Here is a 20509-nt window from a genome sequence, read left to right on the forward strand (position 1 = left end):
TCGTAGGCGTTCGCGTCGGGGTCCAGGTGCCCGGGGTGTGCTCAGCTTTCGCGCAGTTCCTTGATGGCCGCGCGGTGGGCGTCGGTGACGCGGGCGAACATCTCGATCATGACCGGCACCTGCTCCGGACTGAAGTGGGTGGCGACCGCCGATAGGTGCCGCTTGGCCGCTTCGGCGGCGGCCTCGTAGTCGCTCAGGCCGCCGTCCACGAGTTCCACGGTGACGGTGCGGCGGTCGCGTTCGCCGCGCACCCGGCGCGCGTAGCCCGCCTTCTCCAGCCGGTCGATCAGGCGGGTCGTGGAGGCGGACGGCAGGCCGAGCTCCTCGGCGAGCGCGCCGACGGCCATCGGGCCGCGCATGTCCAGCAGGATCGCCGCGGCCACGTCGACGGGCTGCAGGCCGAGCCGGTCGGCCACCGCCTCGTTGTACAGCAGGACCGCGATCAGGAACTCGCGCCAGACGTCGTCGGGGTGCTTCTCCATGTCCATGTGCCCAACCTACTTCAATCCGGTGTATCTTCATATCGGAGATACTCCGACTTGGAGGAAAAATGGACGTTCTTGTCATCGGTGCGGGTATCGGCGGGCTGGCGGTCGCCCGGGGGCTGCTGGCGGCGGGGCACCGGGTGAGGGTGTTCGAGCAGGCGCCGGTCCACCGCACGACCGGGGCGGCGTTGATGATGTTCAGCAACGGCGCCGCCGTACTGCACGATCTGGGAGTCAGCCTGGACGGCGTCGGCGGGCGGCTGGACCGCATCGACGCGCTCACCTCGGACGGCCGGCTGCGCACCAGCCAGAACCTCGCCCACGCCGCGGCCCGCTTCGGCTTCGAGAGCATGGCGATCTCGCGGCGCGCGCTGGCGGAAAGGCTCTCCGAGGGCCTGCCGGACGACCTCGTCCGGTACGGCATGGCCGTCACGACCGTCAGCCAGGACGCCGGCGGCGTGACGGCCGCGTTCGCCGACGGGACGAGCGTGACCGGCGACCTGCTCATCGGGGCCGACGGGCACCACTCCGTCGTCCGCCGGCAGGTGTGGGGCGAGGGGAGCGTGCAGCCGGTCACCTTCGGCACCTGGCAGGGGCTCAGCCCGATCGACATCGACATCACGCACGGCCGCCTCCACCTCATGATCACCGGCAAGGAGGGCGCCTGCGGGCTCATGCCGGCCGGCGACGGCCTGCTGCAGTGGTGGTTCGACGTGCCCTGGACGCCCTCAGACCCCCGTCCGGCCCGGCCCCTGGAGATGCTGCGCCGCCGCTTCTCGCACTGGGCGGCGCCGGTGCCCGAGGTGCTGGCCGGGGCCGCCGAGGACGACCTCATCTTCTTCGGCCACCACTGGACCAAGGTCCGCCACGTGTGGGGCGAGGGCCGCATCACGCTGCTCGGCGACGCCGCCCACATCATGCCGCCCACGCTCGGCCAGGGCGCCAACCAGACGCTCGAGGACGCCTGGGTGCTCACCCGCGAACTGGGCTCGGCCGGCGGGGATCCGGTGGCGAGGCTGCGCGCCTACGAGAAGGCCCGCTACCCGCACGTCAACCTGGTGTCGCGGATGGCCAAGCGCAACCCGGCCAACTGGCGCATCCCTCCGATGATCGGCCGGTTGTTCCCGGAGACGGCGCAGACGGGGCTGCTGGCCCGCTTCAGCAACCGTCTCAGCGCCGCCTAGCCGTCGTCCCGCCGCCGTCTTCGCCTGCCGGCTCGTCCTCGCCCACCACGGACAGGTCGTCGCCCAGCACGGCGGCGACCTCTGCGGCCCGCGAGTGGTCGGCCAGGTGGCGGGTCAGGTAGGCGACGCCGTGCCCGTGCCGCAGCGACAGCCAGGCGGCGGCGCCGCCGATCCCGCCCTTGGCGATCTTGCCCTGGTCGCGGATGAGGCCCAGCGTCCAGCTCAGCCGGGTGCCGAAGACGTGGTCGTGGCCGGTGACCTGGGAGGTGATGAACGCGGCGTGCAACTCCGGCCCCAGCAGGGCGCGCAGCGGCCCGTCCTCGTCCTGCAGGGTGGCGAAGAAGCCGGCCATCGAGGAGGCGGTGGCGTGCAGGTTGACGGCGCCGAAGACCGACTGCCGCCAGGCCCGGGAGTTGACCAGCGCCGGGTCGAGGACGCCGGCGGGGACGCGCAGCCAGGGAGCGGAGGGCCGTTCGTCCCAGTTGTGGGCGGCGGACGGTTCCAGGTCGGCCACCCGGTGCAGGTGCTCGTCCGGGACGGCGAACCAGGCGTCCAGGCCGAGCGCGGGCCGGACCTTCTGGGTGTAGACGTCGTCGAGCGAGGCGCCGGTGGCGGCGCGCAGGATGCCGTCCACCAGATGGCCGTAGGTCATGGCGTGCTCGCCCATCGCGGCGCCCGGGGCGTACTCGGGGGCCGCCGCGGCCAGGGTGTCGCGCAGCGCCGCGTCGTCCAGCGGGTCCAGGTGCCGGGCGCTGTCCGGGAAGCGGGGCTGGCCGGCCCGGTGGGTGAGCACGTGGCGCAGGGTGATCGTGTCCTTGCCGTTGGCGGCGTAGGCGGGCCAGTACGCGGCGACCGGGGTGTCGAGGTCAAGGGCGCCCTCGCGGACGGCGGCCAGCGCGATCAGGGCCACGAAGGGCTTGGAGACCGAGTAGGTCTGCACGAGCGTGTCGGCGGTCCAGGGCTGGCGCCGGTCGGCGTCACGCCAGCCGGAGCTCAGGTTCACCACCTCCCGGCCGGCCCGCCACACCGACAGTCCGGCGCCGGTCTCCCGGCCCTCGTCGTGCAGGCGCTGGAAGACGTCTCTGACCGCTTCGTAGCCGTTCTGCGCGAATCCTTCGATCATGGCCGCCACTATACCCATAGGGGGTATTAGAGGTCGACAGTGTCACAGTAGACCACCCGTTCCGAGGTGTCCCCGTCGGAGGGCAGCCGCTCGTACTCGGTGACCGTGAGCCGTCGGCGCTCACCCGGGCGGGCCGGCGGCACCGGGACCTGGCCGAGGAAGCCCAGGATGTTCCCCTCCTCGGTGAACTCCGGCCGCAGCGTGACCATCGTGCCCGCGACCGGTTTCCAGCCCAGCACCTCGTCGGCCACGGCCGGATCCCGGCGGTCCAGGCGGGCGGCCACGCGGGCGCCCTCCGGAGCCACGTAGGCGGGGCCGGTCAGGGAGACGCCGAGCGGCGACCCCTTGGTCACGGACAGGGTCCGGGTGGGCAGTGTGCGCAGGATGTCCGCCTGGACGACCTCCGACAGGTGCATGCCGCCGATCGACCGCGGCTGGTAGCGGGCCAGCGCGAGCCGGACGAAGGGGAAGTACGCCAGGCCCGTGTCGAGGTCTATGTCGCAGAACCAGCGCCGGGTCGCGGGGTCGTACTCCGGGCGGTGGCCGGCGACCCACACGTCGAAGCCCTGGGGAAGCCTGAGCTCCTCGGCCCTGGCGACCGCGTTGGGGAAGGAGTCCAGGCCGAGCGGGTGCAGGGACTCGCTCTCGTAGATCGGGTCGCGGCCGATGAGGGTGACGTGCTGGTAGACGTCCTCGTAGGGCTGCGGGTTGCCCGACCGGTGGCCGAGCACGCCGAGCAGCTCGCCCGCCCCGGAGGAGAACCACGGCCGGTCCAGATATATCCGGACACCGCCGCCGTGGCGGATCCGGGTGACCGTGCGCTCGTCCTCCCGGGTCTCCCAGCGCTGGGTCGGCACGCCGTACAGCACCTTGGGGGCGAGCGGGCGCGCGCTGCTCAGCACCTCGTCGAGTACGGCGGGGCCGCGCACCGAGAGCTGGTCGGCGAACTCCGGCGGGAAGTACTCGCGGAAGGCCGACCCCGCCACGGCGTGGTAGTGGACCGCCCGGAAGCGGGTGTCGCCGAATTCCTGCCTGGCCACCTCCCCGGACCGCGTGTCGAACGCGACCCCGGACTCTTCCCCGGAGGCGACCGGCAGCCGGAAGACCCGCGCCGAGCACGCCCGCTCGCGCGGCCCGTCGAAGGCGAGGTCGTCGATCGTCTCCGTCCAGGAGGCGACGAGGTCGATCTGCTCGGTCGTCGCCACGCTGAGGCGGGCCCGGCCCGACAGGTGGGCGAACGTGTCGCCGGGCCCCCGATTCACCTCGGCGCGCACGCTCAGCTCGGGCTCCAGCAACGGGCGCTGGACCGCGTGCACCAGCGTCACCTCGTGCCACGGCGTGATCATCCAGTGCCGACCGGCCGCCGCGGCCCGCGCGACGACCGCGTACTCCTGGGCGTCCAGCTCCTCCTCGCACCACCCGAGCACCCCGAGCAGCTCGGGACCCGCCTCGACCAGCGAGCCGACCCGCACGGTCGCCACCAGCCCCGGCGGCGCCTCGACCGTGAGCACCCGCGCCGCCTCGTCCCAGCGCGGCGCCCCGCGGCCCTCGGCCAGCACCAGCCGGAACGAGCGCGGCCGATCCCAGCTCACGCCGTCCCACCGGATCACGAACGCCCGCCCGCCCGCGCCCGGCAGCCCGTGGAAGACCGCCCCGAGCGCGAGGGGATCCGGCAGGTACGGCACCGCCACCTGCTCACCGGTGTGCAGCACGACCCCCTGCCCACCGGGCCCGGCACCGGGCAGCCCGGGAGTGCCCGCGGGCCCCGTGGTTCCGGCGGTTTGCGCGCCGGGCAGCCCGGGATCGTCCAGCCGGCCCTTCTCCCTGCGCGCCAGCTCGTACACCTCCCGCCGGATCGCCGGATCGGCCGAGCCGATCGCCGCGTCGAGCATCCCGTGCCACTCGGCGAGCTGCAGCGCCGCCTTAGGCGCGACCAGGTGCCGCTCGTCCGCCGCCGCGTAGGGCGGGTGCCCCGCGGGCGGGGCGGCGTTGAAGGCGGCGGCGTACTCCCCGGCGCTCTGCCCCGGCGTGCTCCTGATCACCAGCCGGTGGGTGGAGGCGCCCTCGGTGAACGGGACCCGCGGCACCAGCGTCGGCGCGGGCACCGGCTCGAAGCGGCGGAAGACGGCGGGCCCGTCTCCGGGCAGGGCGTATCCGGGCCCGAGGTCGGGGGCGTCCTCGAGCGTGGGCCCGTTGCCGGCCAGGTCCACGGTCCTGATCCGGAAGCGGTAACGGCGGCCGAAGCGCAGGCGGGGCAGGGAACCGGGCAGCACCGCGGACTCGATCTCCAGCGGCAGCGCGGTGCACGCGGTGTTGGGCACGTGCTTCGGCTGCGTCTCCGGGGCGCCGGGCGCCGGCGCCCGCGGGTCCTCGCTCAGCACCTTGCCGGGCCGGGGCGCCGACAGGCTCCAGCCGTCCCAGGAGATGAGCCGCTCGTGGACGTAGAGCCCGCCCGCGCCGGCGCCCGCGAGGCTCACCTGGAAGAACCCCTCGGCGCGCACCCCGGTGACGGAGTTGGCCGGGTCGCCGGGGACGGTGTAGTCGAGCGTGCGCTCGTGCAGGGAGTACCAGCGCCCGGCGCGCTCGTCCCAGACGTCGAGGCGGTGGCCGCGCACGAGGTCGTCGGCGTGCAGGTCGATGGCGCGGAACGCGGCCAGGTCGGCCTCCCGGCTCGCGGCCAGCGCGAAGTCGTCCACGAGGTAGGCGGCGCGCTTGTCGCGGACGACGGAGAAGCCGCTGGTACGCAGCGCGGGGAAGCCGCTGCTGTCGGCCGGGTCCATGGTGAGCGCCTTCTGCACGGTGCCGTCGATGTCGGCCTGCTCGACGGAGAACTGCTCCTCGGGCAGCGCGATGAGGCCCCCGGTCAGCGAACCGAGCATGCTCGCGCCCCGGCCCACGGCGGCGAAGAGGCCGGGGCGGTGCACGTACCAGGTGTGGGCGCACACGTCGCGGCTCTGCCCGGCGGGCAGCAGCGACTGCCAGGCCGGCAGAACGCGGATGGTCTGGTGGAGGTCGTTCACCGGCACGTGCGCGGCCGGGATCGACACGTCGAAGACCAGGCCCAGGCGGCGCAGCAGCAGCGGGTGGTCGCCCAGCGCCGAGATCATCTGGTGGAAGTCGACGTTCTCCCTGAACGCCTCCGGGCCGTCGAGCCCGGCGGTGTCCTCCGGCCGCTCGTGGAAGGCGCCGAAGCGGGCGCCCGCCTCGTCGCCGAGCGTGACCGTGTGCTCGGTCGGCATCTCCTCGGGCGAGTCGGCCGCCGCCCGCGCGTACCCGCCGCGTACCGCCGACGAGACGTCCTTCGCCGGATACGTCCGGACCTCGTGCCCGCGGTAGTCGTCGAAGACGTACGAGCGCACCGGCGTGTGCGGGCCGAACAACGCCCGCCACAACGCCGGGTCCGGCGGCGGGCCCACCGGCCGCACTCCCTCGAACGGCGCGGCCGGGTCGTCCACGTCCGCCCGGAAGACCGCGCCGGTCAGGCTGGCCGGCCAGTCCAGGAAGTCGGGGAAGGCGGCCAGCGTGGCGGGGCCGTCCGCCTCGAGCCGGGGCGCGACGAACACCGACGCCCGCAGCGACCCGTCCGGCAGGTAGCCGCCCGGAAGGGTGATCCACTGGATGCATTGCCTGGCGGTCATGACCGGCTCCTCACGCGGCGTGGGCGAGACAGTAGGCGTCCCAGTCGGCGGGCTCGACGCACTCGTCGAAGGTCGGGTCGCCCGGCGAGCCCGCGAAGCTGCGCTCGAGCCTGAGCGTGACGGACTTGCTGAAGAAGGCGACCCGGACGCTGATCGTCACGCTGCCGATCCCGCGCACCACGCTGGTCCCGCCGGTCTCGGCGTACTCCAGGGCCAGGTAGAACTCCACCGAGACGCTGACGATGCCGAGCACCGACAGGTGGCCGCCGCAGCGCAGGTAGCCGCGGACGACGACGGAGTCCCCGCTCAGCGCGAAGTAGACGCCGCCCATGACGTAGACGCCGCCGCTGGCCACGCCGAGGTTGAGCGAGACCGCGCCGCCGAACTCCAGCGCGCCCTCGACCAGCTCGACGCCGTCGGCGCCGACCTCCAGGGCGAAGAAGCCGCCGCCGCCGAACATGGCCACCGTCAGGCCGAAGGGGCTGTGCCGTTCCGACAGCGCGAACCGCAGCCGGACGGGCCGGTCGTCGAACGGGATGCTCAGCAGCGCCGACAGCGCGAGGTTGCGCAGCGTGAAGACGCCGACCTCAGCCGAGGGCAGGGACACCGAGTAGCCCGCGGTGATCCCCTCGGGTGTGACCCGCACGATCGAGCCGTCGCCGAAGCAGTTCGCGGGCAGCAGCGATCGCAGCTGGTCCACGAAGCGCAACTGGCCGCGGAAGCGCATGCTGACGCCCCGCGCGCTGATGTCCGGCTTGCAGCCGGGCCTGGAGGAGAACGTCAGCTCGTCGAAGTGCACCGCGGCGAGTCCGGCGAAGTCGAGGTCGAAGTCGCGCAGCGTGCCGGTGACCGTGGTGGCGACCGCGCCGTCCGTGCCGCGCACGATCCTGCTCTCCAGCACCAGCCAGGCCCGTGCCAGCTTCAGCAGGGGCACGCCGTCGCGCAGCCGGGGCTTCCACAGGTACCGCAGCTCCACGCCCGAGCCGTCGGGCAGCGGGGTGGAGCGCAGGATCGGCACCGGCAGCGAGCTGTCGCGGGTGGCGATGAGACGGTCGCGCAGCGCGTCGGTGAGCTGGTCGGGAAATGCCTCCCGCGGCAGGCCACCGGTGATCTCCGCCAGGATGTCCGTCAGCTCGATCGTGCCCAGCACCTTCGCGCCGCGGAAGACGGCGGCCAGGTCGCCGACGCCGACCGGGCCGCCGGTGAACCGCTCGGCCAGCACCCCGCCCCGGCTGGAGATCGTGTCCACGACCGCGTCGGGGCGCGCGATGCCCCCCGCCACCTCCGGGCCCATCCGCAGGCTCAGCGCCTCCATCCGCAGGAACGCCCCGGACGGCAGGCCGTCCAGCCCGGCGGTCAGGTACGCGTCGTGCAGCCAGACGGTCCGCTCGCCGGCCTGCCCGGTGAGCTGCTCGACCTCCGGCACCCGGATCCGCGCCGCGGCCATCCGGGGCAGCTCCCCGAGCGGATGCCCGCCGGCCGGCGACAGCCCGAACGTGATCGCGGCCACCGGAAAGGCGCCGCCCCCTGCCGCCGGCGCCATGGTCTGGTTGTGCAGCGGCCGGGTGCGCCGCTCCTCGGGCCCGTCGAAGTAGACGGCCGAGGCCGCCGCCTGGCTCGCGCTGGCCGGCACGAACACCGCGGGCATGGTGAAGGTCACCTGCCGCCCGTCGGCGTCCGTGCCGATCATCGTGAACGCGTGGTCCGCGCCCGAGCTCACCCGGATCCAGAACGGCCCCTCGGGCTCCTCGGCCAGCTCCGGCGTCACCAGGTTCGTGATCCGCAGGGCGGCGAACGGCATCTCCCGCCCCTCGTGCGGATACCCGGCGCCGGGCCCGTACCGCACCTCCGGCTCCTGGACCGTGATGTAGCGCTTGGTCACCAGCGGCGCGACCGGCCGGTTCTCCTCGTCGGCGAGGAACTGCCGCTCGCTCACCGTGGTGATCGCCGCCCGGTGCCCGGTGCTCAGATATCCGCGCTCCACCACCCGCACGTACTGGTCACGCCCGAGCCCGGTGATGTGGTGATAGTGCGACACCGCCGGCGTGGGCCGCCCGAGCACGCGCAGCAGATCGGCGGATTCGACCGGATAGTTCCACTGCCCCCGGATCCGCACCGAGGCGCCCAGCGCGCTGAGCAGGAACCGCTCGGCCAGCAGCGGCTCGGCCTGATAGTTCCCCCAGGGCCACCCGTGCTCGCTGTAGTGCCGGGCCCGGCCGTCGTCCAGCCCCATCGCCCGCAGCCGGTCGGCCGCCTCCCGGAACTCGTGCAGGGTGGGCGCGAGCAGCTCGAACGAGTTGACCAGCATGAGGATGTCGTCGAGCTGGCCGTCGTCCGGCAGCGCGCCCTCGCGCGGCGCTCCTCCGGTACGGCGGGCGTACGCGCGCAGCCGCACCTCGGGCACTCCGGCCTCGGCCGGGACCAGCCGGGTGTGCCACAGCTCGGTGCGCCCTCCGGCGGTGAACGGCTCGGCCCGGTGCGCCCACGTGCCGTCGCCCTCCTGCGTGAGCACGAGCCGCGACGGGAACTCGATCGCCATCCGCGGGATCCCGAGGAAGCTCGTCGGGTCTCCGGGGTCGGGGTCGAAGGTGCCCCGCGGCACGTTGGCGTGGCTCAGCCCCGACCAGTCGAGCAGACCGGCCGCCGACAACTCCAGGCCGGCGGTGTCGTCGTCGAGGAAGAACGCCAGCCGCGACGGCCCCGAGACGTGCGCCGGCACCGGCCGGGGCAGCGCCTCCCACGGCACGACCGGCCGCTCGGTCACGTGCTGCGGCGGCAGGTGGAACACCACCAGCGAAGGCTGACCCGGGTCCGCGCGCGCCAGCCGCTGGTCGTCGACCACGAGGTTGATCAGCTCGACGTCGGCCACCAGCAGGTCCTCGCCGCGGATCACGGTGAACCGCTCGTTCGTCATGATCCGACGGTGCCGGTGCCCGGAGCGGCGGGCATGAGTAGGGGGCTACTCAGGCCGGGGCGACGAGCCCGGTGAAATTTCTGAAATAACCGACACAGGCGCGTCGGGTAGCCCTCCTTAAGCTGAACGGCATGGTGGTCAGCCCCCATCCTCTTGTTCCCCGAGTCGAGCGCCAGCATCGGCTCATCGAAGAGCTCCGCGCCTGCGACAGACGGCCTCTGACCGCGGACTCGCTGGCCGGGCGACTCGGCGTCAGCGTCCGCACGATCGAACGTGACGTGGCCGACCTGCTGAACGCCGGGGTCCCCATCGCCACCCGGCGCGGGCCGGGCGGCGGCTACAGGATCCGGGCGCGCAGCAGGCTGCCGCCGGTGGCGTTCGACGCCGCGGAGGCGTCCGCGCTGGTGGTCTCCCTGGCCGCCATCGGGCCCTGGACGTCGGCGTCCGCCCAGACGGCGATGGCCAAGCTCCTCGACGCACTCACCGAAGGGAACCCCGGATGGCCGCCATCGTGATCGAGAACCTCCGCAAGACCTACGGCAGGACCACCGCCCTGGCCGGCTTCGATCTGACCGTCCCCGAGGGGGCCGTGCTCGGGCTCCTGGGGCCGAACGGCGCGGGCAAGACCACCGTGGTGAGGATCCTCGCCACGCTGCTGCGCGCCGACAGCGGCCGGGCCGAGGTGCTCGGCGTGGACGTCGCCGCCGGCCCCCAGCGCGTGCGCGGCCTGATCGGCCTGACCGGCCAGTACGCCGCGGTGGACGAGTTGCTGACCGGCCGGGAGAACCTCCTGCTCATCGGCCGCCTCTTCCGCTCGCCACCGGCCGAGGTCAGGCGCCGGGCCCCGGAGCTGCTGGAGATGTTCGAGCTCGCCGAGGCCGCCGACCGGCAGGTCAGGACGTACTCCGGCGGCATGCGGCGCCGCCTCGACCTGGCCGCCAGCCTGATGACGCGGCCGCGCGTGCTGTTCCTCGACGAGCCCACCACCGGCCTCGACCCCCGCTCGCGGCGGGCGCTGTGGAACGTCATCGAACGCCTGCCCCAGGACGGCACCACCGTGCTGCTCACGACGCAGTACCTGGAGGAGGCCGACCGGCTGGCCGGCTCGATCACCATCATCGACCACGGCCGCGCCATCGCCGAGGGCACCCCGGACGAGATCAAGGCGCTGGCCGGCGGCGCCCGCGCCGAGGTCGTGCTGGCCGCCCCAGCCGACGCGGAGAAGGCGGCGGGCGTCATGGGCCGCCACGGCGACGGCCCTCCCGACGTCGACCACGACACCGTGACCGTGACCGTCAAGGAGGGCTTCGCCACGGTCCCCGGCATCCTGCGCGACCTGGACGCCGCCGGCGTCCGCGTGGCCGACCTGGCGCTGCGCCGGCCCAGCCTCGACGACGCCTTTCTCGCGCTCACCGGCCACACGACCTCAGGGGAGGGCGCGCGATGACCGTCCCCGTGACCACCGGCTTCTCCTGGTGGCTGCGCGACGCGTGGCTGCTGGCCGGCCGCAACGTCCGGCGCATCCTGCGCGCCCCGCACCTGCTGGTGATGTACGCGCTCATCCAGCCCGTCATGTTCATCCTGCTGTTCGCCTACGTGTTCGGCGGCGCGATCCCGGTGCCCGGCGGGAACTACGTGCAGTACCTGCTCCCGGCCGTCTTCGTGATGATCGTCCTGTTCACGTCCACGGGCGCGGTCGGCGTCGGCATCGCCGAGGACATGGAACGCGGCGTGATGGACCGGTTCCGCTCCCTGCCCATGACCCGCTCGTCGGTGCTGCTCGGCCGGCTGCTCTCCGAGATGCTGCGCAACCTCCTCAGCATCGTGGTGATGGTGGCCTGCGGCCTCGTCGTCGGCTTCCGCTTCCACGCCCACCCGGGGCGGATCCTGCTCGGCTTCGGGCTGCTCCTGCTGCTCGGCTTCGCCTTCTCCTGGGTGGCGGCCTACATCGGGCTGCTGGCCGGGAGCGTGGAGGCCGCGCAGGGCATGGGGATGGTCTGGGTCTTCCCGTTCGTCTTCGTCAGCTCCGCCTTCGTGCCGACCGCGTCGATGCCGGACTGGCTGCGCGCCTACGCAGACCACAGCCCGGTCACCGTGATGATCGACACGCTCCGGGCCTGGTTCACCGGCCGGGACGCGGGCTCGGCCGCCGTGCAGGCGCTGGCCTGGGCCATCGGCCTGACCCTCGTGTTCATGACGTTGTCGGTCGCGCGCTTCCGCCGCACATCCCGATAGCGAGCGGGTAGGGGAGGAGCATGCCGAAGGTCACCCGCGAGCAGATCCTCGTCTACCGGCTCCACGGGCACCGCCTCACGGACCGCGCGCCGGCCGCCGACCTGACCGGCGTCGCCGGGCGGTGCTACCCGCAGAACACGCCGCCGGGCGCGGCCGGGCTCGCGCTGGCGGCCCGCGTCCACGAGGTGACCGAGGAGCGGATCACCGCGGAGCTCGACGGGAAACGCCTGCTGCAGGCGTTCGGCGCACGCGGGGCGCCGCACGTCTTCCCGGCCCGCGACGCCGCCGTCTTCACCCGCGGCCTGCTGCCGGAGACGGAGGAGGAACTGCGCGCGTTCCTGCGCGGGGCCGTGCCCTCGCTGGACCGGATCGGGCTGGCCGCCACCGACCTCGCCGGCCTGGCCGCGGAGGCGGTGAAGGAGATCCTGGACGGCACCGCGCTCGTCAAGGACGACCTGGGCCGCCGGGCCGGCGAGCTGATCACCGACCGGCTGCCCGCCGGGCAGCGCGACGGCTGGCAGGGGCACTCGCCCTACTCGGCCCAGCAGTTCCTCGGGGAGTCGCTGGTCCGCTTCGCGCTGCCGGTCGTGTCCCTGCGGGGCATCCTGTGCCATGGAGGGCGTCAAGGGCGCTCGCCTTTGCTCCGCCGTACCGACCAGTGGGCGGGCGCGATCAAGGGCGGACTGGAGAAGGCGCCCGGCGAGCTCGTCGAGAGGTTCCTGCGCTGCTACGGCCCGGCCACGCCCGCGCACCTGGCCGAGTGGGGCGGGATCGGCCGCGCCCAGGCGGAGCGGCTGTGGGAGGCCGCCGAGCCGGGCCTGGCCGAGGTGGAATCCGGCGGCGGCCCGCGATGGGTGCTCAAGGGCGAGCTCGGGCGGCTGGAGTCGCCGGAGGAGGTGAAGGGCGTGCGCCTGCTGCCGCCGCACGACCCGTACCTGCAGGCGAGGGACCGGCAGGTGCTCCTTCCCGACCGGGACCGGCGAAAGGCGCTGTGGCGGACGATCGGCGGGCCGGGGGCGGTCCTGGTGGACGGCGACATCCGCGCGGTGTGGCGGCCGAAAACCCGGCGGCGCACCCTGGACGTCGCCGTCGAGCCGCTGGGCCGGCTCGGCGCGAAGCACCGCGCGCCGATCGGGGAGGAGGCGGCCAGGGTCGCCGCCTTCCGCGGGCTCGAACTCGGCGAGCTGAGCGGCTGTTGACCATGGGCGCTCGCGCGGGGAGCATGACGGCGGGACCTTGACCGCTTGCCCGACCACGGGGCCTCTGCACCAGCCGCATCACTGACACTGCGCGCAACCATCGCAGACGGGGAGAAAGCTCATGCCCAGCACGTTCACCATGCCCGCGGGCCGCCGCGCCTTCCTGCGCGGGATCACCCTCACCGGGGCGGGCGCCGCCCTCGCATCGGCCGTGCCGGCGGCCGCGTCCGCCTCGAGCGACGGCGTCACGGTCTTACGGCGGGCCACCCTCATCGACGGCACCGGGGCGCCCCCGCGCCGGGACGTCACGATCGTCGTCATCGGAGACCGCATCGCCTGGGTCGGCGGCGGCCACGACGCGCCCCGGCACCGGGGCGCCCGGGTCATCGACCTGCACGGCAAGTTCGTCATCCCGGGCCTGTGGGACATGCACACCCACGGCGTCGCCCAGGAGAAGATCGCCCCGCCGCTGTTCGTCGTCAACGGCGTCACCGGCATCCGGGAGATGTGGGGCTTTCCCGAGATCCACGCGCTGCGCGACCGGATCGAGCGGGGCGAGGTGCTCGGGCCGCGCATGGTCATCGCCAGCACCATCGTCGACGGCCCGGTCTCGCTGCTGGGACCGCTGTCCGCCAAGGTGCGGACCGAGGCCGAGGCCAGGCAGGCCGTACGCGAGGCCAAGGCCGGCGGCGCGGACTTCCTGAAGATCTACTCCTACCTCGGCCGCGACGTGCTGCCCGCGCTGACCGACGAGGCTGCGAAGCTCGGCCTGCGGGTGGACGGCCACGTGCCGTACCTCGTGCCGATGGAAGAGGCGAGCAGGCTCGGCCAGCGCAGCTTCGAGCACCTGTTCGGCCTGACCCTGGCCACCTCCAGCCGGGAGCCGGAGTTCCGCCGCACGATGGAGGACACTCCGATGGACCCCGCCGCCCCGCGCGCCTGGTTCGAGATGGTGCAGAGCCTGGAACGGCAGGCCGCCGCCAGCTACGACCCGGCCAAGGCCCGCCGCCTGTACGCGGCGCTGATCCGCAACGGGAGCCGGCACTCGCCGACGCTGTGGGTGCTCAACGTGTTCTCCCAGCCCGCCGACACCTATGCCGGCGACCCGCGGCTGAAGTACATCCCCGCGGCCGACCGCGCCTGGTGGGCCGAGACCCTGAAGCTCGTCGCCCCGGACACCCCGGAGGAGATCGCCCTGGAGCGCCGCTACTTCGAGCACCTCCTGACCATGGTCGGGCGGTTGCACCGGGCGGGCGTCGGCGTGCTCGGCGGCACCGACTGCTACAACCCCTACGTCATCCCGGGCTTCAGCGCCCATGACGAGCTCTCGCTGCTGGTCCGGGCGGGGCTGTCGCCGATGGCCGCGCTGCAGGCCATGACCCGAGACGCCGCCCGCTTCCTCGGCCGCGCCGCCACCACCGGCACCGTGGCGCCCGGCAAGCTCGCCGACCTGGTCGCGCTGGACGCCGACCCGCTGGCCGACATCCGCAACGTCCGCCGCATCCACGCGGTCGTGACCCGCGGGCGCTACCTCGGCCCCGACGACCGTGAGCGCATCCTGGCGGAGGTCGAGGCGGCGGCCAAGGACCCGGGCATCCCCGCCGCCCGGGCCGCCTGCGCCTGCTGACGGACGGTCCGGGGGAGGCCGGGCCTCCCCCGGACGCCGCTACGCCGCTTCGTTCTGGTAGTTGAGCTCGGCCTCCAGCTTGACCTGCTGGATCTGCTCGTCGGTCACCTGCAGGCTGCCGAGGTTCTTGACCGCCTGGTAGTACGTCCAGGCCAGGCCGTTGCAGGTGGACTTGGGCAGTCCCGAGTAACGCGCGCACACTTCGCGCATGTCGAAGTAGAAGGCGTCGTCGATGCGCGCCTTGTTCGCCGGGAAGGCGTTCATCGCCTTGTAGTTGCGGTAGCCGAAGTCATGGCGGCGGCAGGGCATTCTGAAGTCGAAGCCGAGCGGCTGGTCCGGGCTGCTGGAGCACAGGTCGGTCGACCAGTCGAAGTTGTAGTCGGCCCATGCGGCCTGGTTCTGCCAGGCGGCGTGCCAGGCGTTGAAGCTGGTGGCGTTCGGCTGGCTGAAGGCCGACATCGCGGCGAGCTTCTGCTCCGGCGTCACCGCGTGGGCGGGCAACGCGAATCCGAGAACGGCGATCAGGGAGAGGAAGGCGGCGGATAAGGCGGAGATTGACCGTCTCACCATGAGAACCTGCTTTCACTGCCAGGGGGTGTCTGGATGAATGCGGTGGCAAGGTTCGCCCGACGACCTAACAATGAAGCGAAGCGCCGGAGAACTGAAAGCAGATCTTGTTCAAGTTTTCCGGAAGGGTTTGCGGACAGTCGCCGTTTACAGTCAGCCGGATTTCCGGGTCAGCAAGATGCGTAGCGACCAGCCGGCCGCCCACAGCAGGAGCACGGCCACGAGCGCGCCGCCGCCGGCCACGGTCAGCCCCGCGCCGATGTTCGCGCCGATGGTGCCCGCGGTCACGACCCGCGCGCCCGCTCCGGCGAGCGCCCCCGCGGCCAGCGCCGGCCCGAGCGCGGCCCACCAGCGGCCGTCGAGGCGGCCCCGCCGTGCCGACCAGACCAGGAAGACGAGCGCGCCGGCCACAACGAGCACCGCCAGCAGGCCGGCGACCCGCTCGACGCCCGCGCCGAGGTCCGGCGGCCGTACCGCATAGTCGAGTTCGGCGCCCGGCGGCGCGGTCGCGCTCAGGTCTCCCACCAGCCACCACACGGCCACCGGGGTGGCGAGAATGCAGCCTGCCGCGGCGGCGGCGCGTGCTCCGTTCGGCATGAGGACCCCTCCAGGGGCTCGGGGCGTCCGGCGATCCTCATGCTGTCATGCCGGCGTCGCGCGCACAGGGCGATCATGGCCACCACCGGTTCAGCTCCGGTCGTAGAAGATCCCCAGGCGGTCGATGCGCCAGAGCTGGCCGTACACGATGAGGACGGCGCCGAAGACGGTCGGCCAGAGCTGCAGCGCGATCAGCCCCCAGACCAGCATGGCGAGCCCGGCCACGGCGCCGATCACCCAGATGCGCTGCACGACGCGGAATCCGTCGGGCATGGCGGAGCGGTCGCGCAGCCAGAGTCTCTCGCCGAAGATGCCCCGGGAGGACCAGGCCGACGGCTCGGAGACGGGCGGGAAGACGTGCGGGTTCGCCCACAGCCAGAGGGCCACGAGGCCCAGCGGGACCAGGGCCCACCAGCCGAGCCACACGCGGCTCCAGATCGCCAGGATGGCCAGCGGGATCGCGGCGAACCTGGTCCAGACGCTCCAGGGGTTGGCGTGACGCTTCCACGCCTCGTCGGTCATGCCGGCCATCTGGGAGTACTTGTCGAGAAGACTCATCGGAGCATCCCCCTTGCCAGGGTCGTGATGGTGGCCTCGAGCACCTGCTCGTAGGCGGGGCCGAAGCGGTCGCGGTGCACGACGACCAGGCCGACGGTGCGGATGACGCCGGCCAGGGTCTCCGGCGCGAGGTCGGTGACGATGACGCCGTCGCGCTGGCCCGCGGCCAGGTAGTCCAGGAGCGGCGTGACGATCTGCGGGGTGATCCGGGCGATCTGCTCGGGGCCGACGCGCCGGGCCACCGCCTCGAGTTCTTCCGGGCGGGTGAGGAGGCGCCGGTAGAGGGGGTCGGAGGCGAGCACGTCCGTGATCGCGTGCATGAGGGTGACCAGGCCCTTCTCGCCCGGGGGGAGCGCCAGCGCGGCGGAGACGGCGGCGGTGACCCGGGGTGCCCGGTTGAGCATGATCTCCAGGTAGAGCGACTCCTTGGAGTCGAAGAAGGCGTAGAAGCTGCCCTTGGCGATCCCGGCGGGGCCGACGAGATCGTCCAGCGAGGTCTTTTTCAGGCCCTGGGTGGTGAACAGCTCCTCGCCCGTGTGGAGGAGCGTGCGCGCGATGCGCTCCTTCTCCTCCGGCGTGAAGGCGGTGGCCATAGCTATGACTCCTTTGGTCATTGAGTCATAGCCTACCTCCTATCGGCGGACGGCGAAACGCTCTCCTGATGCCTCGATGCGCTTGATCTCCGTGCGGAAGAAGCGGGCGAGCTCGGCGCACGCCTCCGGATTCACCGGGCCTCCCTCGCGTTTGGGCAGGTCGGGGTACGGGCTGCCGATGACGAAGATGTTCTCGTCGTTGTAGAGATTGGCCGGCGCCGTGTAGTTGAAGCTGCCCGCGATGACGACGCTCTCGTCGATGACCATGAGCTTGTGGTGCAGCTTGCCGAAGCCGTCGACGTCCTTGGGGAAGAACAGCTCGATGCGGGCGCGGTCCAGGTCGTGGGTGGCGGCCCAGGCTTGGACGCCCTGCCCGGGGTCCACCGCGCCGCTGACGGAACGCTTCGCCGCGGCCAGGGCGATCATGGCGTCGTCGATGCCGGAGGAGCCGGAGAAGGTGAAGATGGCGAAGTCCACCCGTTTGGTGGCCTTGAGCATCTGCTTGATGATCTCCAGTTCGGGCGCGTGGTCGGGGGCGAACAGCACCTTCACCGGCACGCCGTTGAGGTTGTACGCCGCCGGCACCTTGCCGTGGGCGCCCCGGCCGAACTGGCCGGTCCGCATCTGGGCGAACTCGGTGGTGTAGGTACGGCAGATGCGCGCATCATGAAAAATCACGATGTGGTTGAGGTTGTTGTGGCAGTCCGTCGTGGTGAAGTTCGCCGAGCCCGACAGGATCGCCGACGACGGAAGCGCTCGTTCGCGGAAGTCGCGGATGATGAACTTCTGGTGGAAGATCGCCGGGTTGTAGTCCGCCTTCACGTCGACGTTGCAGCGCAGCAGTGCCGACAGGATCGTGCGGTTGGGCTCCAGGCTCCTGCGGCCGGCCTCCAGCCCCCACTGGACGCGGCGGCGGGCCGCGGCCGCGTCCTCGCCCCGCAACGCGGTGATCCTGGGCACCTTGGCGGTGACCAGATAGTCCTGCTCCAGAACCATGCGGACGCTGACCCCGCGAAAGCGGGCGTCGAGGATGGCCTGCGCGATGGGCTCGGAGTCGAGCTCCTGCACGGCTATGTCGAGATGACGCCTGGCGCCACCGATGAAGTCGATGATGACCTGTTCGAGGTTGTCGGCGGCCCCCAGTTCGGCAGGCCCGACAAACGCCTCAATCTTTCCCCCGGCAAATACCGTCATGCCGTATTTATTCCACTACAGAGGGTGACGTAACCGCTGGGGTGGAACGCTGGGGAACCGTATGGAACGCCCTCCTTTCTGGGAGCCTGCCGAGCCGGCGGGCGGGGAAGACGGGGTGGTCGGGTCCGGTGGACATCTGGAACGACGGGGTCCCTCGCGCGCGGGGCGGAGCCGTACGGGCGCTACTGATCGTCGCGGACGACATGCACTGGACGGAGGCCGGCTCCGCCCCCTGCCGGTGAGCGCGGGCTCGGAGACGTGCGGGCCCTCATGACCTCCGGGCGGCGGCCAGGTCGGTGGTGATGCGGCCGGCGCTGATCGCTTCGCCGGGCAGCGGGCCGGCCCCGTGCGGGCGCAGGCCGTCCAGCAGGGTCGCGAGCATGCGGGCGCGCACGTCGTCGTTGAGCGCGGCGGAGATCGTGGGCAGCGGCCGCGTCAGCACGGCCAGGAACATGACGAGGTCGGCGGCCCCGACGTCCGCCCGCAGCGCCCCCTGCTCGCGAGCCGCCGCGACCAGGGCGTTCAGCGCCTGCAGCAGTTTCTCTCGGGCGACGGCGAAGCCGGGCTCGTCCTCGGCGTACCCCCCGAGGATCGGCAGCATGGCGACGACGCGCCGCTCCACGACCTGGGTGGCGAACGCGGTGAGCGCCTGACCGGCGGTGGGATGGGCGGACAGGGCGTCGGCGGCCAGCGCGGCCACCTGGGTCATGTGGTCGAGGACCACGCACCGGATGAGTTCCCCGCGGGTCGGGAAGTGGCGGTAGAGGGTCGCGTTGCCGACGCCGGCCCGCTCGGCGATCTGGTCGAGCGGGGCCTCGGGGCCCTGGTCGAGGAAGGCCAGGTGCGCGGCGCGCAGGATCTGCTCCCGGTTGCGCCGGGCGTCGGCGCGCAGCTCTTTCACGAAATATCCCCCTAACCGTGGACTCTCTCCCCGCTTATGTTAGCGTGCCAAGAAAGCGGGGAGTTTCCCCCCACTTATGAAAGGGATGAGATGGGATCGATCCCGAGAACCTCGGTCTCCTGCGTCGTCGCCGGCGGTGGCCCCGCCGGCATGGTGCTCGGCCTGCTGCTGGCCCGTTCCGGCGTGGAGGTGGCGGTGCTGGAGAAGTACCCCGACTTCCTGCGCGACTTCCGCGGCGACACCGTGCACGCCTCCACCCTCGGCCTCCTCGACGAACTGGGCCTGGGCGAGCGCTTCGCCGCCCTGCCCCAGCAACGCGAACGACGCCTCGTCATGCGCTTCGACGACGGCGCCGTCAGCGAGGACTTCACCCGCCTGCCCGGCCGCCACCAGCACATCGCGCTGGTGCCCCAATGGGACTTCCTCAACCTGCTGGCCGACGCCGCGAGCACGGCGCCCGGCTTCCACCTCGCGCAGAACGCCGAGGTGGACGACCTGATCACGACCGCCGGCCAGGTGCGCGGGGTGCGCTACCTGGACAAGGACACCGGGCGGGCGCACCGGCTCGAAGCGCCCTTGGTCGTGGCGGCCGACGGGCGGCACTCGACGGTACGCCGCCTGCTGGGCCTGCGCCCGCGCGCCGCCGCCACCCCGCACGACTGCCTGTACGTCCGCATTCCACGCGCAGAAGGCGACCCGGAGGGCACCGTCCTGCGCTTCTCCGCCTCCGGCGGGCTGATCATGATCAACCGTGGCGACTACTGGCAGGCGGCCCTGCTGATCGGCAAGGGTACGGCGGAGGCCGCCCTGGCCGATGACGGCGCCTGGGTGCGCCGGACGATCGCCCGGCTGGCGCCGTACACCGCGGACCGGACGGCCGGGATCGCCGCCTGCGACATCGCGGCGCTGCAGATCCGCATCGACCGGCTGGACCGCTGGTGGACACCGGGTGCCCTGCTGATCGGCGACGCCGCGCACGCCATGTCCCCGATCGCCGGAGTCGGCATCAACCTGGCCGTCCAGGACGCCGTCGCCGCCGCCCGCATCCTGCTGCCCGGCCTGCGCCGCGGCCACGTGTCCCCGAAGGACCTGGCCCGCGTGCAGCGCCGCCGCCGCTGGCCGGCGGCGGTCACCCAGTTCGCCCAGAAGCGCGCCCAGGCCGGCTTCGTGGCCGCCGCCGTCGCGGAGGAGGACGGGACCCCGCCCGAACCGCTGCGCCTCCCGCAACCCCTGCGCACGCTGCGGCACTGGAGCGGCTTCCCGCATCTGTTCGGCCGCGTGGTCGCGCTGGGGCTGCGGCCCGAGCGGCTCACCGGCCCCCTGGAGCCGCTGCGCCATGCGTAACCCGGTGTTCCTCACGATCAACGTGCTCGCGACCCTGCTGACCATGGTCGTCTCGGTTCTGGTGATCGCCGATCCGGGCTTCGCCCTGCCCGCCGGAGCGGAGGTGACCGCGGCCGTGGACACCTTCGCCAGGGCGACCTCGATCCGGTCCCTGGCGATCGGCGCCGTGCTGCTCGTGCTGCTGGCCCGCGGCGCGCGCTCCGGGACGCTCGCCCTGCTGTGGGTCACCGGCCTGCTCCAGGCCGGCGACGCGGTGGTGCACCTGCTCAACGGCCATCCGCCGGCCGCGGCGGGCGCGGCGCTGGCCGTGGCCGCCTTCGGTTCGGCCTGGTGGCTGGCCGGGCACTGAG

At 72.8% G+C, this 20509-nt stretch carries 18 protein-coding genes; 8 read left to right on the plus strand and 10 right to left on the minus strand.

Features of this window, described 5'->3' with window-relative positions; genetic code table 11:
* Positions 1 to 41: 41 nt before the first annotated feature.
* Entirely contained in the window at positions 42 to 488 is a 447-nt protein-coding gene (locus FVE25_RS18300) for a MarR family winged helix-turn-helix transcriptional regulator (RefSeq protein ID WP_157248156.1), read from the minus strand.
* 62 nt (positions 489 to 550) lie between these two features.
* Between FVE25_RS18300 and FVE25_RS18305 the strand changes: the two genes are divergently transcribed.
* Positions 551 to 1669: an FAD-dependent oxidoreductase gene (locus tag FVE25_RS18305; protein ID WP_157248157.1), complete on the plus strand. Its 1119-nt coding sequence runs from the start codon at positions 551 to 553 to the stop codon at positions 1667 to 1669.
* Here the strand turns inward: FVE25_RS18305 and FVE25_RS18310 are convergent.
* Genes FVE25_RS18310 through FVE25_RS18320 form a run of 3 tightly spaced genes read right to left on the minus strand, consistent with a single transcriptional unit; the run spans position 1656 to position 9344 of the window.
* Positions 1656 to 2792 carry a serine hydrolase domain-containing protein gene (locus FVE25_RS18310; protein ID WP_157248158.1) on the minus strand — a complete coding sequence of 379 codons (1137 nt, stop codon included), beginning with the start codon at positions 2790 to 2792 and terminating at the stop codon, positions 1656 to 1658. The genes FVE25_RS18305 and FVE25_RS18310 overlap by 14 nt on opposite strands.
* Before the next feature lie 26 nt (positions 2793 to 2818).
* Positions 2819 to 6430, minus strand: coding sequence for a hypothetical protein (locus tag FVE25_RS18315; RefSeq protein ID WP_157248159.1), 3612 nt, complete (start codon positions 6428 to 6430; stop codon positions 2819 to 2821).
* A 10-nt stretch (positions 6431 to 6440) separates the two neighbouring features.
* Positions 6441 to 9344 carry a hypothetical protein gene (locus tag FVE25_RS18320; protein ID WP_157248160.1) on the minus strand — a complete coding sequence of 968 codons (2904 nt, stop codon included), beginning with the start codon at positions 9342 to 9344 and terminating at the stop codon, positions 6441 to 6443.
* 131 nt (positions 9345 to 9475) lie between these two features.
* Between FVE25_RS18320 and FVE25_RS18325 the strand changes: the two genes are divergently transcribed.
* The 5 genes from FVE25_RS18325 (at position 9476) to FVE25_RS18345 (ending at position 14405) form a co-directional block, all read left to right on the plus strand.
* Positions 9476 to 9859 (plus strand): helix-turn-helix transcriptional regulator, encoded by a 384-nt coding sequence (locus FVE25_RS18325; RefSeq protein ID WP_157248161.1) that lies wholly within the window; start codon positions 9476 to 9478, stop codon positions 9857 to 9859.
* On the plus strand, positions 9844 to 10791 hold the full coding sequence (locus FVE25_RS18330; protein ID WP_157248162.1) for an ATP-binding cassette domain-containing protein: 948 nt from the start codon (positions 9844 to 9846) through the stop codon (positions 10789 to 10791). Before FVE25_RS18325 ends, FVE25_RS18330 begins: the two co-directional genes overlap by 16 nt.
* The gene (locus tag FVE25_RS18335) at positions 10788 to 11579 is read left to right on the plus strand and encodes an ABC transporter permease (protein ID WP_157248163.1); all 792 of its coding nucleotides are present in this window, start codon (positions 10788 to 10790) and stop codon (positions 11577 to 11579) included. The genes FVE25_RS18330 and FVE25_RS18335 overlap by 4 nt, the downstream gene beginning before the upstream one ends.
* A gap of 20 nt (positions 11580 to 11599) precedes the next feature.
* A complete protein-coding gene (locus tag FVE25_RS18340; protein WP_157248164.1) occupies positions 11600 to 12778 on the plus strand; it encodes a winged helix DNA-binding domain-containing protein in 1179 nt (392 codons plus the stop codon).
* Positions 12779 to 12899: 121 nt separating this feature from the next.
* The gene (locus FVE25_RS18345; RefSeq protein WP_246267142.1) at positions 12900 to 14405 is read left to right on the plus strand and encodes an amidohydrolase family protein; all 1506 of its coding nucleotides are present in this window, start codon (positions 12900 to 12902) and stop codon (positions 14403 to 14405) included.
* A 39-nt stretch (positions 14406 to 14444) separates the two neighbouring features.
* Here FVE25_RS18345 and FVE25_RS18350 read toward each other — a convergent pair whose 3' ends face one another.
* From FVE25_RS18350 to FVE25_RS18375, 6 genes are all read right to left on the minus strand, one after another.
* A complete protein-coding gene (locus tag FVE25_RS18350) occupies positions 14445 to 14975 on the minus strand; it encodes a phospholipase (protein ID WP_157248165.1) in 531 nt (176 codons plus the stop codon).
* Positions 14976 to 15125: 150 nt separating this feature from the next.
* Positions 15126 to 15569, minus strand: a complete 444-nt coding sequence (locus tag FVE25_RS18355) for a hypothetical protein (protein ID WP_157248166.1) — start codon at positions 15567 to 15569, stop codon at positions 15126 to 15128.
* Between the two features lie 90 nt (positions 15570 to 15659).
* Positions 15660 to 16127 carry a DUF6653 family protein gene (locus FVE25_RS18360; RefSeq protein WP_157248167.1) on the minus strand — a complete coding sequence of 156 codons (468 nt, stop codon included), beginning with the start codon at positions 16125 to 16127 and terminating at the stop codon, positions 15660 to 15662.
* Positions 16124 to 16720 (minus strand): TetR/AcrR family transcriptional regulator, encoded by a 597-nt coding sequence (locus FVE25_RS18365; protein ID WP_181019624.1) that lies wholly within the window; start codon positions 16718 to 16720, stop codon positions 16124 to 16126. Before FVE25_RS18365 ends, FVE25_RS18360 begins: the two co-directional genes overlap by 4 nt.
* Before the next feature lie 39 nt (positions 16721 to 16759).
* Positions 16760 to 17914, minus strand: a complete 1155-nt coding sequence (locus tag FVE25_RS18370) for a phospholipase D-like domain-containing protein (RefSeq protein ID WP_157248169.1) — start codon at positions 17912 to 17914, stop codon at positions 16760 to 16762.
* A gap of 268 nt (positions 17915 to 18182) precedes the next feature.
* Positions 18183 to 18815 carry a TetR/AcrR family transcriptional regulator gene (locus FVE25_RS18375; RefSeq protein ID WP_157248170.1) on the minus strand — a complete coding sequence of 211 codons (633 nt, stop codon included), beginning with the start codon at positions 18813 to 18815 and terminating at the stop codon, positions 18183 to 18185.
* A 90-nt stretch (positions 18816 to 18905) separates the two neighbouring features.
* Here FVE25_RS18375 and FVE25_RS18380 point away from each other — a divergent pair, with 90 nt between their 5' ends.
* Together FVE25_RS18380 and FVE25_RS18385 are read left to right on the plus strand one after the other, a co-directional pair.
* Positions 18906 to 20159, plus strand: coding sequence for an FAD-dependent oxidoreductase (locus FVE25_RS18380; RefSeq protein ID WP_157248171.1), 1254 nt, complete (start codon positions 18906 to 18908; stop codon positions 20157 to 20159).
* A complete protein-coding gene (locus FVE25_RS18385) occupies positions 20152 to 20508 on the plus strand; it encodes a hypothetical protein (RefSeq protein ID WP_157248172.1) in 357 nt (118 codons plus the stop codon). Before FVE25_RS18380 ends, FVE25_RS18385 begins: the two co-directional genes overlap by 8 nt.
* Position 20509 lies beyond the last annotated feature (1 nt).

This window comes from Nonomuraea typhae (assembly GCF_009760925.1).
Lineage (GTDB): Bacteria > Actinomycetota > Actinomycetes > Streptosporangiales > Streptosporangiaceae > Nonomuraea > Nonomuraea typhae.

Excerpts from the sequence above, each read along its gene's own strand:
- FVE25_RS18300 (WP_157248156.1), bottom strand. The coding sequence starts at position 488 with ATGGACATGGAGAAGCACCCCGACGACGTCTGGCGCGAGTTCCTGATC.
- FVE25_RS18305 (WP_157248157.1), top strand. The coding sequence starts at position 551 with ATGGACGTTCTTGTCATCGGTGCGGGTATCGGCGGGCTGGCGGTCGCC.
- FVE25_RS18310 (WP_157248158.1), bottom strand. The coding sequence starts at position 2,792 with ATGATCGAAGGATTCGCGCAGAACGGCTACGAAGCGGTCAGAGACGTC.
- FVE25_RS18315 (WP_157248159.1), bottom strand. The coding sequence starts at position 6,430 with ATGACCGCCAGGCAATGCATCCAGTGGATCACCCTTCCGGGCGGCTAC.
- FVE25_RS18320 (WP_157248160.1), bottom strand. The coding sequence starts at position 9,344 with ATGACGAACGAGCGGTTCACCGTGATCCGCGGCGAGGACCTGCTGGTG.
- FVE25_RS18325 (WP_157248161.1), top strand. The coding sequence starts at position 9,476 with ATGGTGGTCAGCCCCCATCCTCTTGTTCCCCGAGTCGAGCGCCAGCAT.
- FVE25_RS18330 (WP_157248162.1), top strand. The coding sequence starts at position 9,844 with ATGGCCGCCATCGTGATCGAGAACCTCCGCAAGACCTACGGCAGGACC.
- FVE25_RS18335 (WP_157248163.1), top strand. The coding sequence starts at position 10,788 with ATGACCGTCCCCGTGACCACCGGCTTCTCCTGGTGGCTGCGCGACGCG.
- FVE25_RS18340 (WP_157248164.1), top strand. The coding sequence starts at position 11,600 with ATGCCGAAGGTCACCCGCGAGCAGATCCTCGTCTACCGGCTCCACGGG.
- FVE25_RS18345 (WP_246267142.1), top strand. The coding sequence starts at position 12,900 with ATGCCCAGCACGTTCACCATGCCCGCGGGCCGCCGCGCCTTCCTGCGC.
- FVE25_RS18350 (WP_157248165.1), bottom strand. The coding sequence starts at position 14,975 with ATGGTGAGACGGTCAATCTCCGCCTTATCCGCCGCCTTCCTCTCCCTG.
- FVE25_RS18355 (WP_157248166.1), bottom strand. The coding sequence starts at position 15,569 with ATGCCGAACGGAGCACGCGCCGCCGCCGCGGCAGGCTGCATTCTCGCC.
- FVE25_RS18360 (WP_157248167.1), bottom strand. The coding sequence starts at position 16,127 with ATGAGTCTTCTCGACAAGTACTCCCAGATGGCCGGCATGACCGACGAG.
- FVE25_RS18365 (WP_181019624.1), bottom strand. The coding sequence starts at position 16,720 with ATGGCCACCGCCTTCACGCCGGAGGAGAAGGAGCGCATCGCGCGCACG.
- FVE25_RS18370 (WP_157248169.1), bottom strand. The coding sequence starts at position 17,914 with ATGACGGTATTTGCCGGGGGAAAGATTGAGGCGTTTGTCGGGCCTGCC.
- FVE25_RS18380 (WP_157248171.1), top strand. The coding sequence starts at position 18,906 with ATGGGATCGATCCCGAGAACCTCGGTCTCCTGCGTCGTCGCCGGCGGT.
- FVE25_RS18385 (WP_157248172.1), top strand. The coding sequence starts at position 20,152 with ATGCGTAACCCGGTGTTCCTCACGATCAACGTGCTCGCGACCCTGCTG.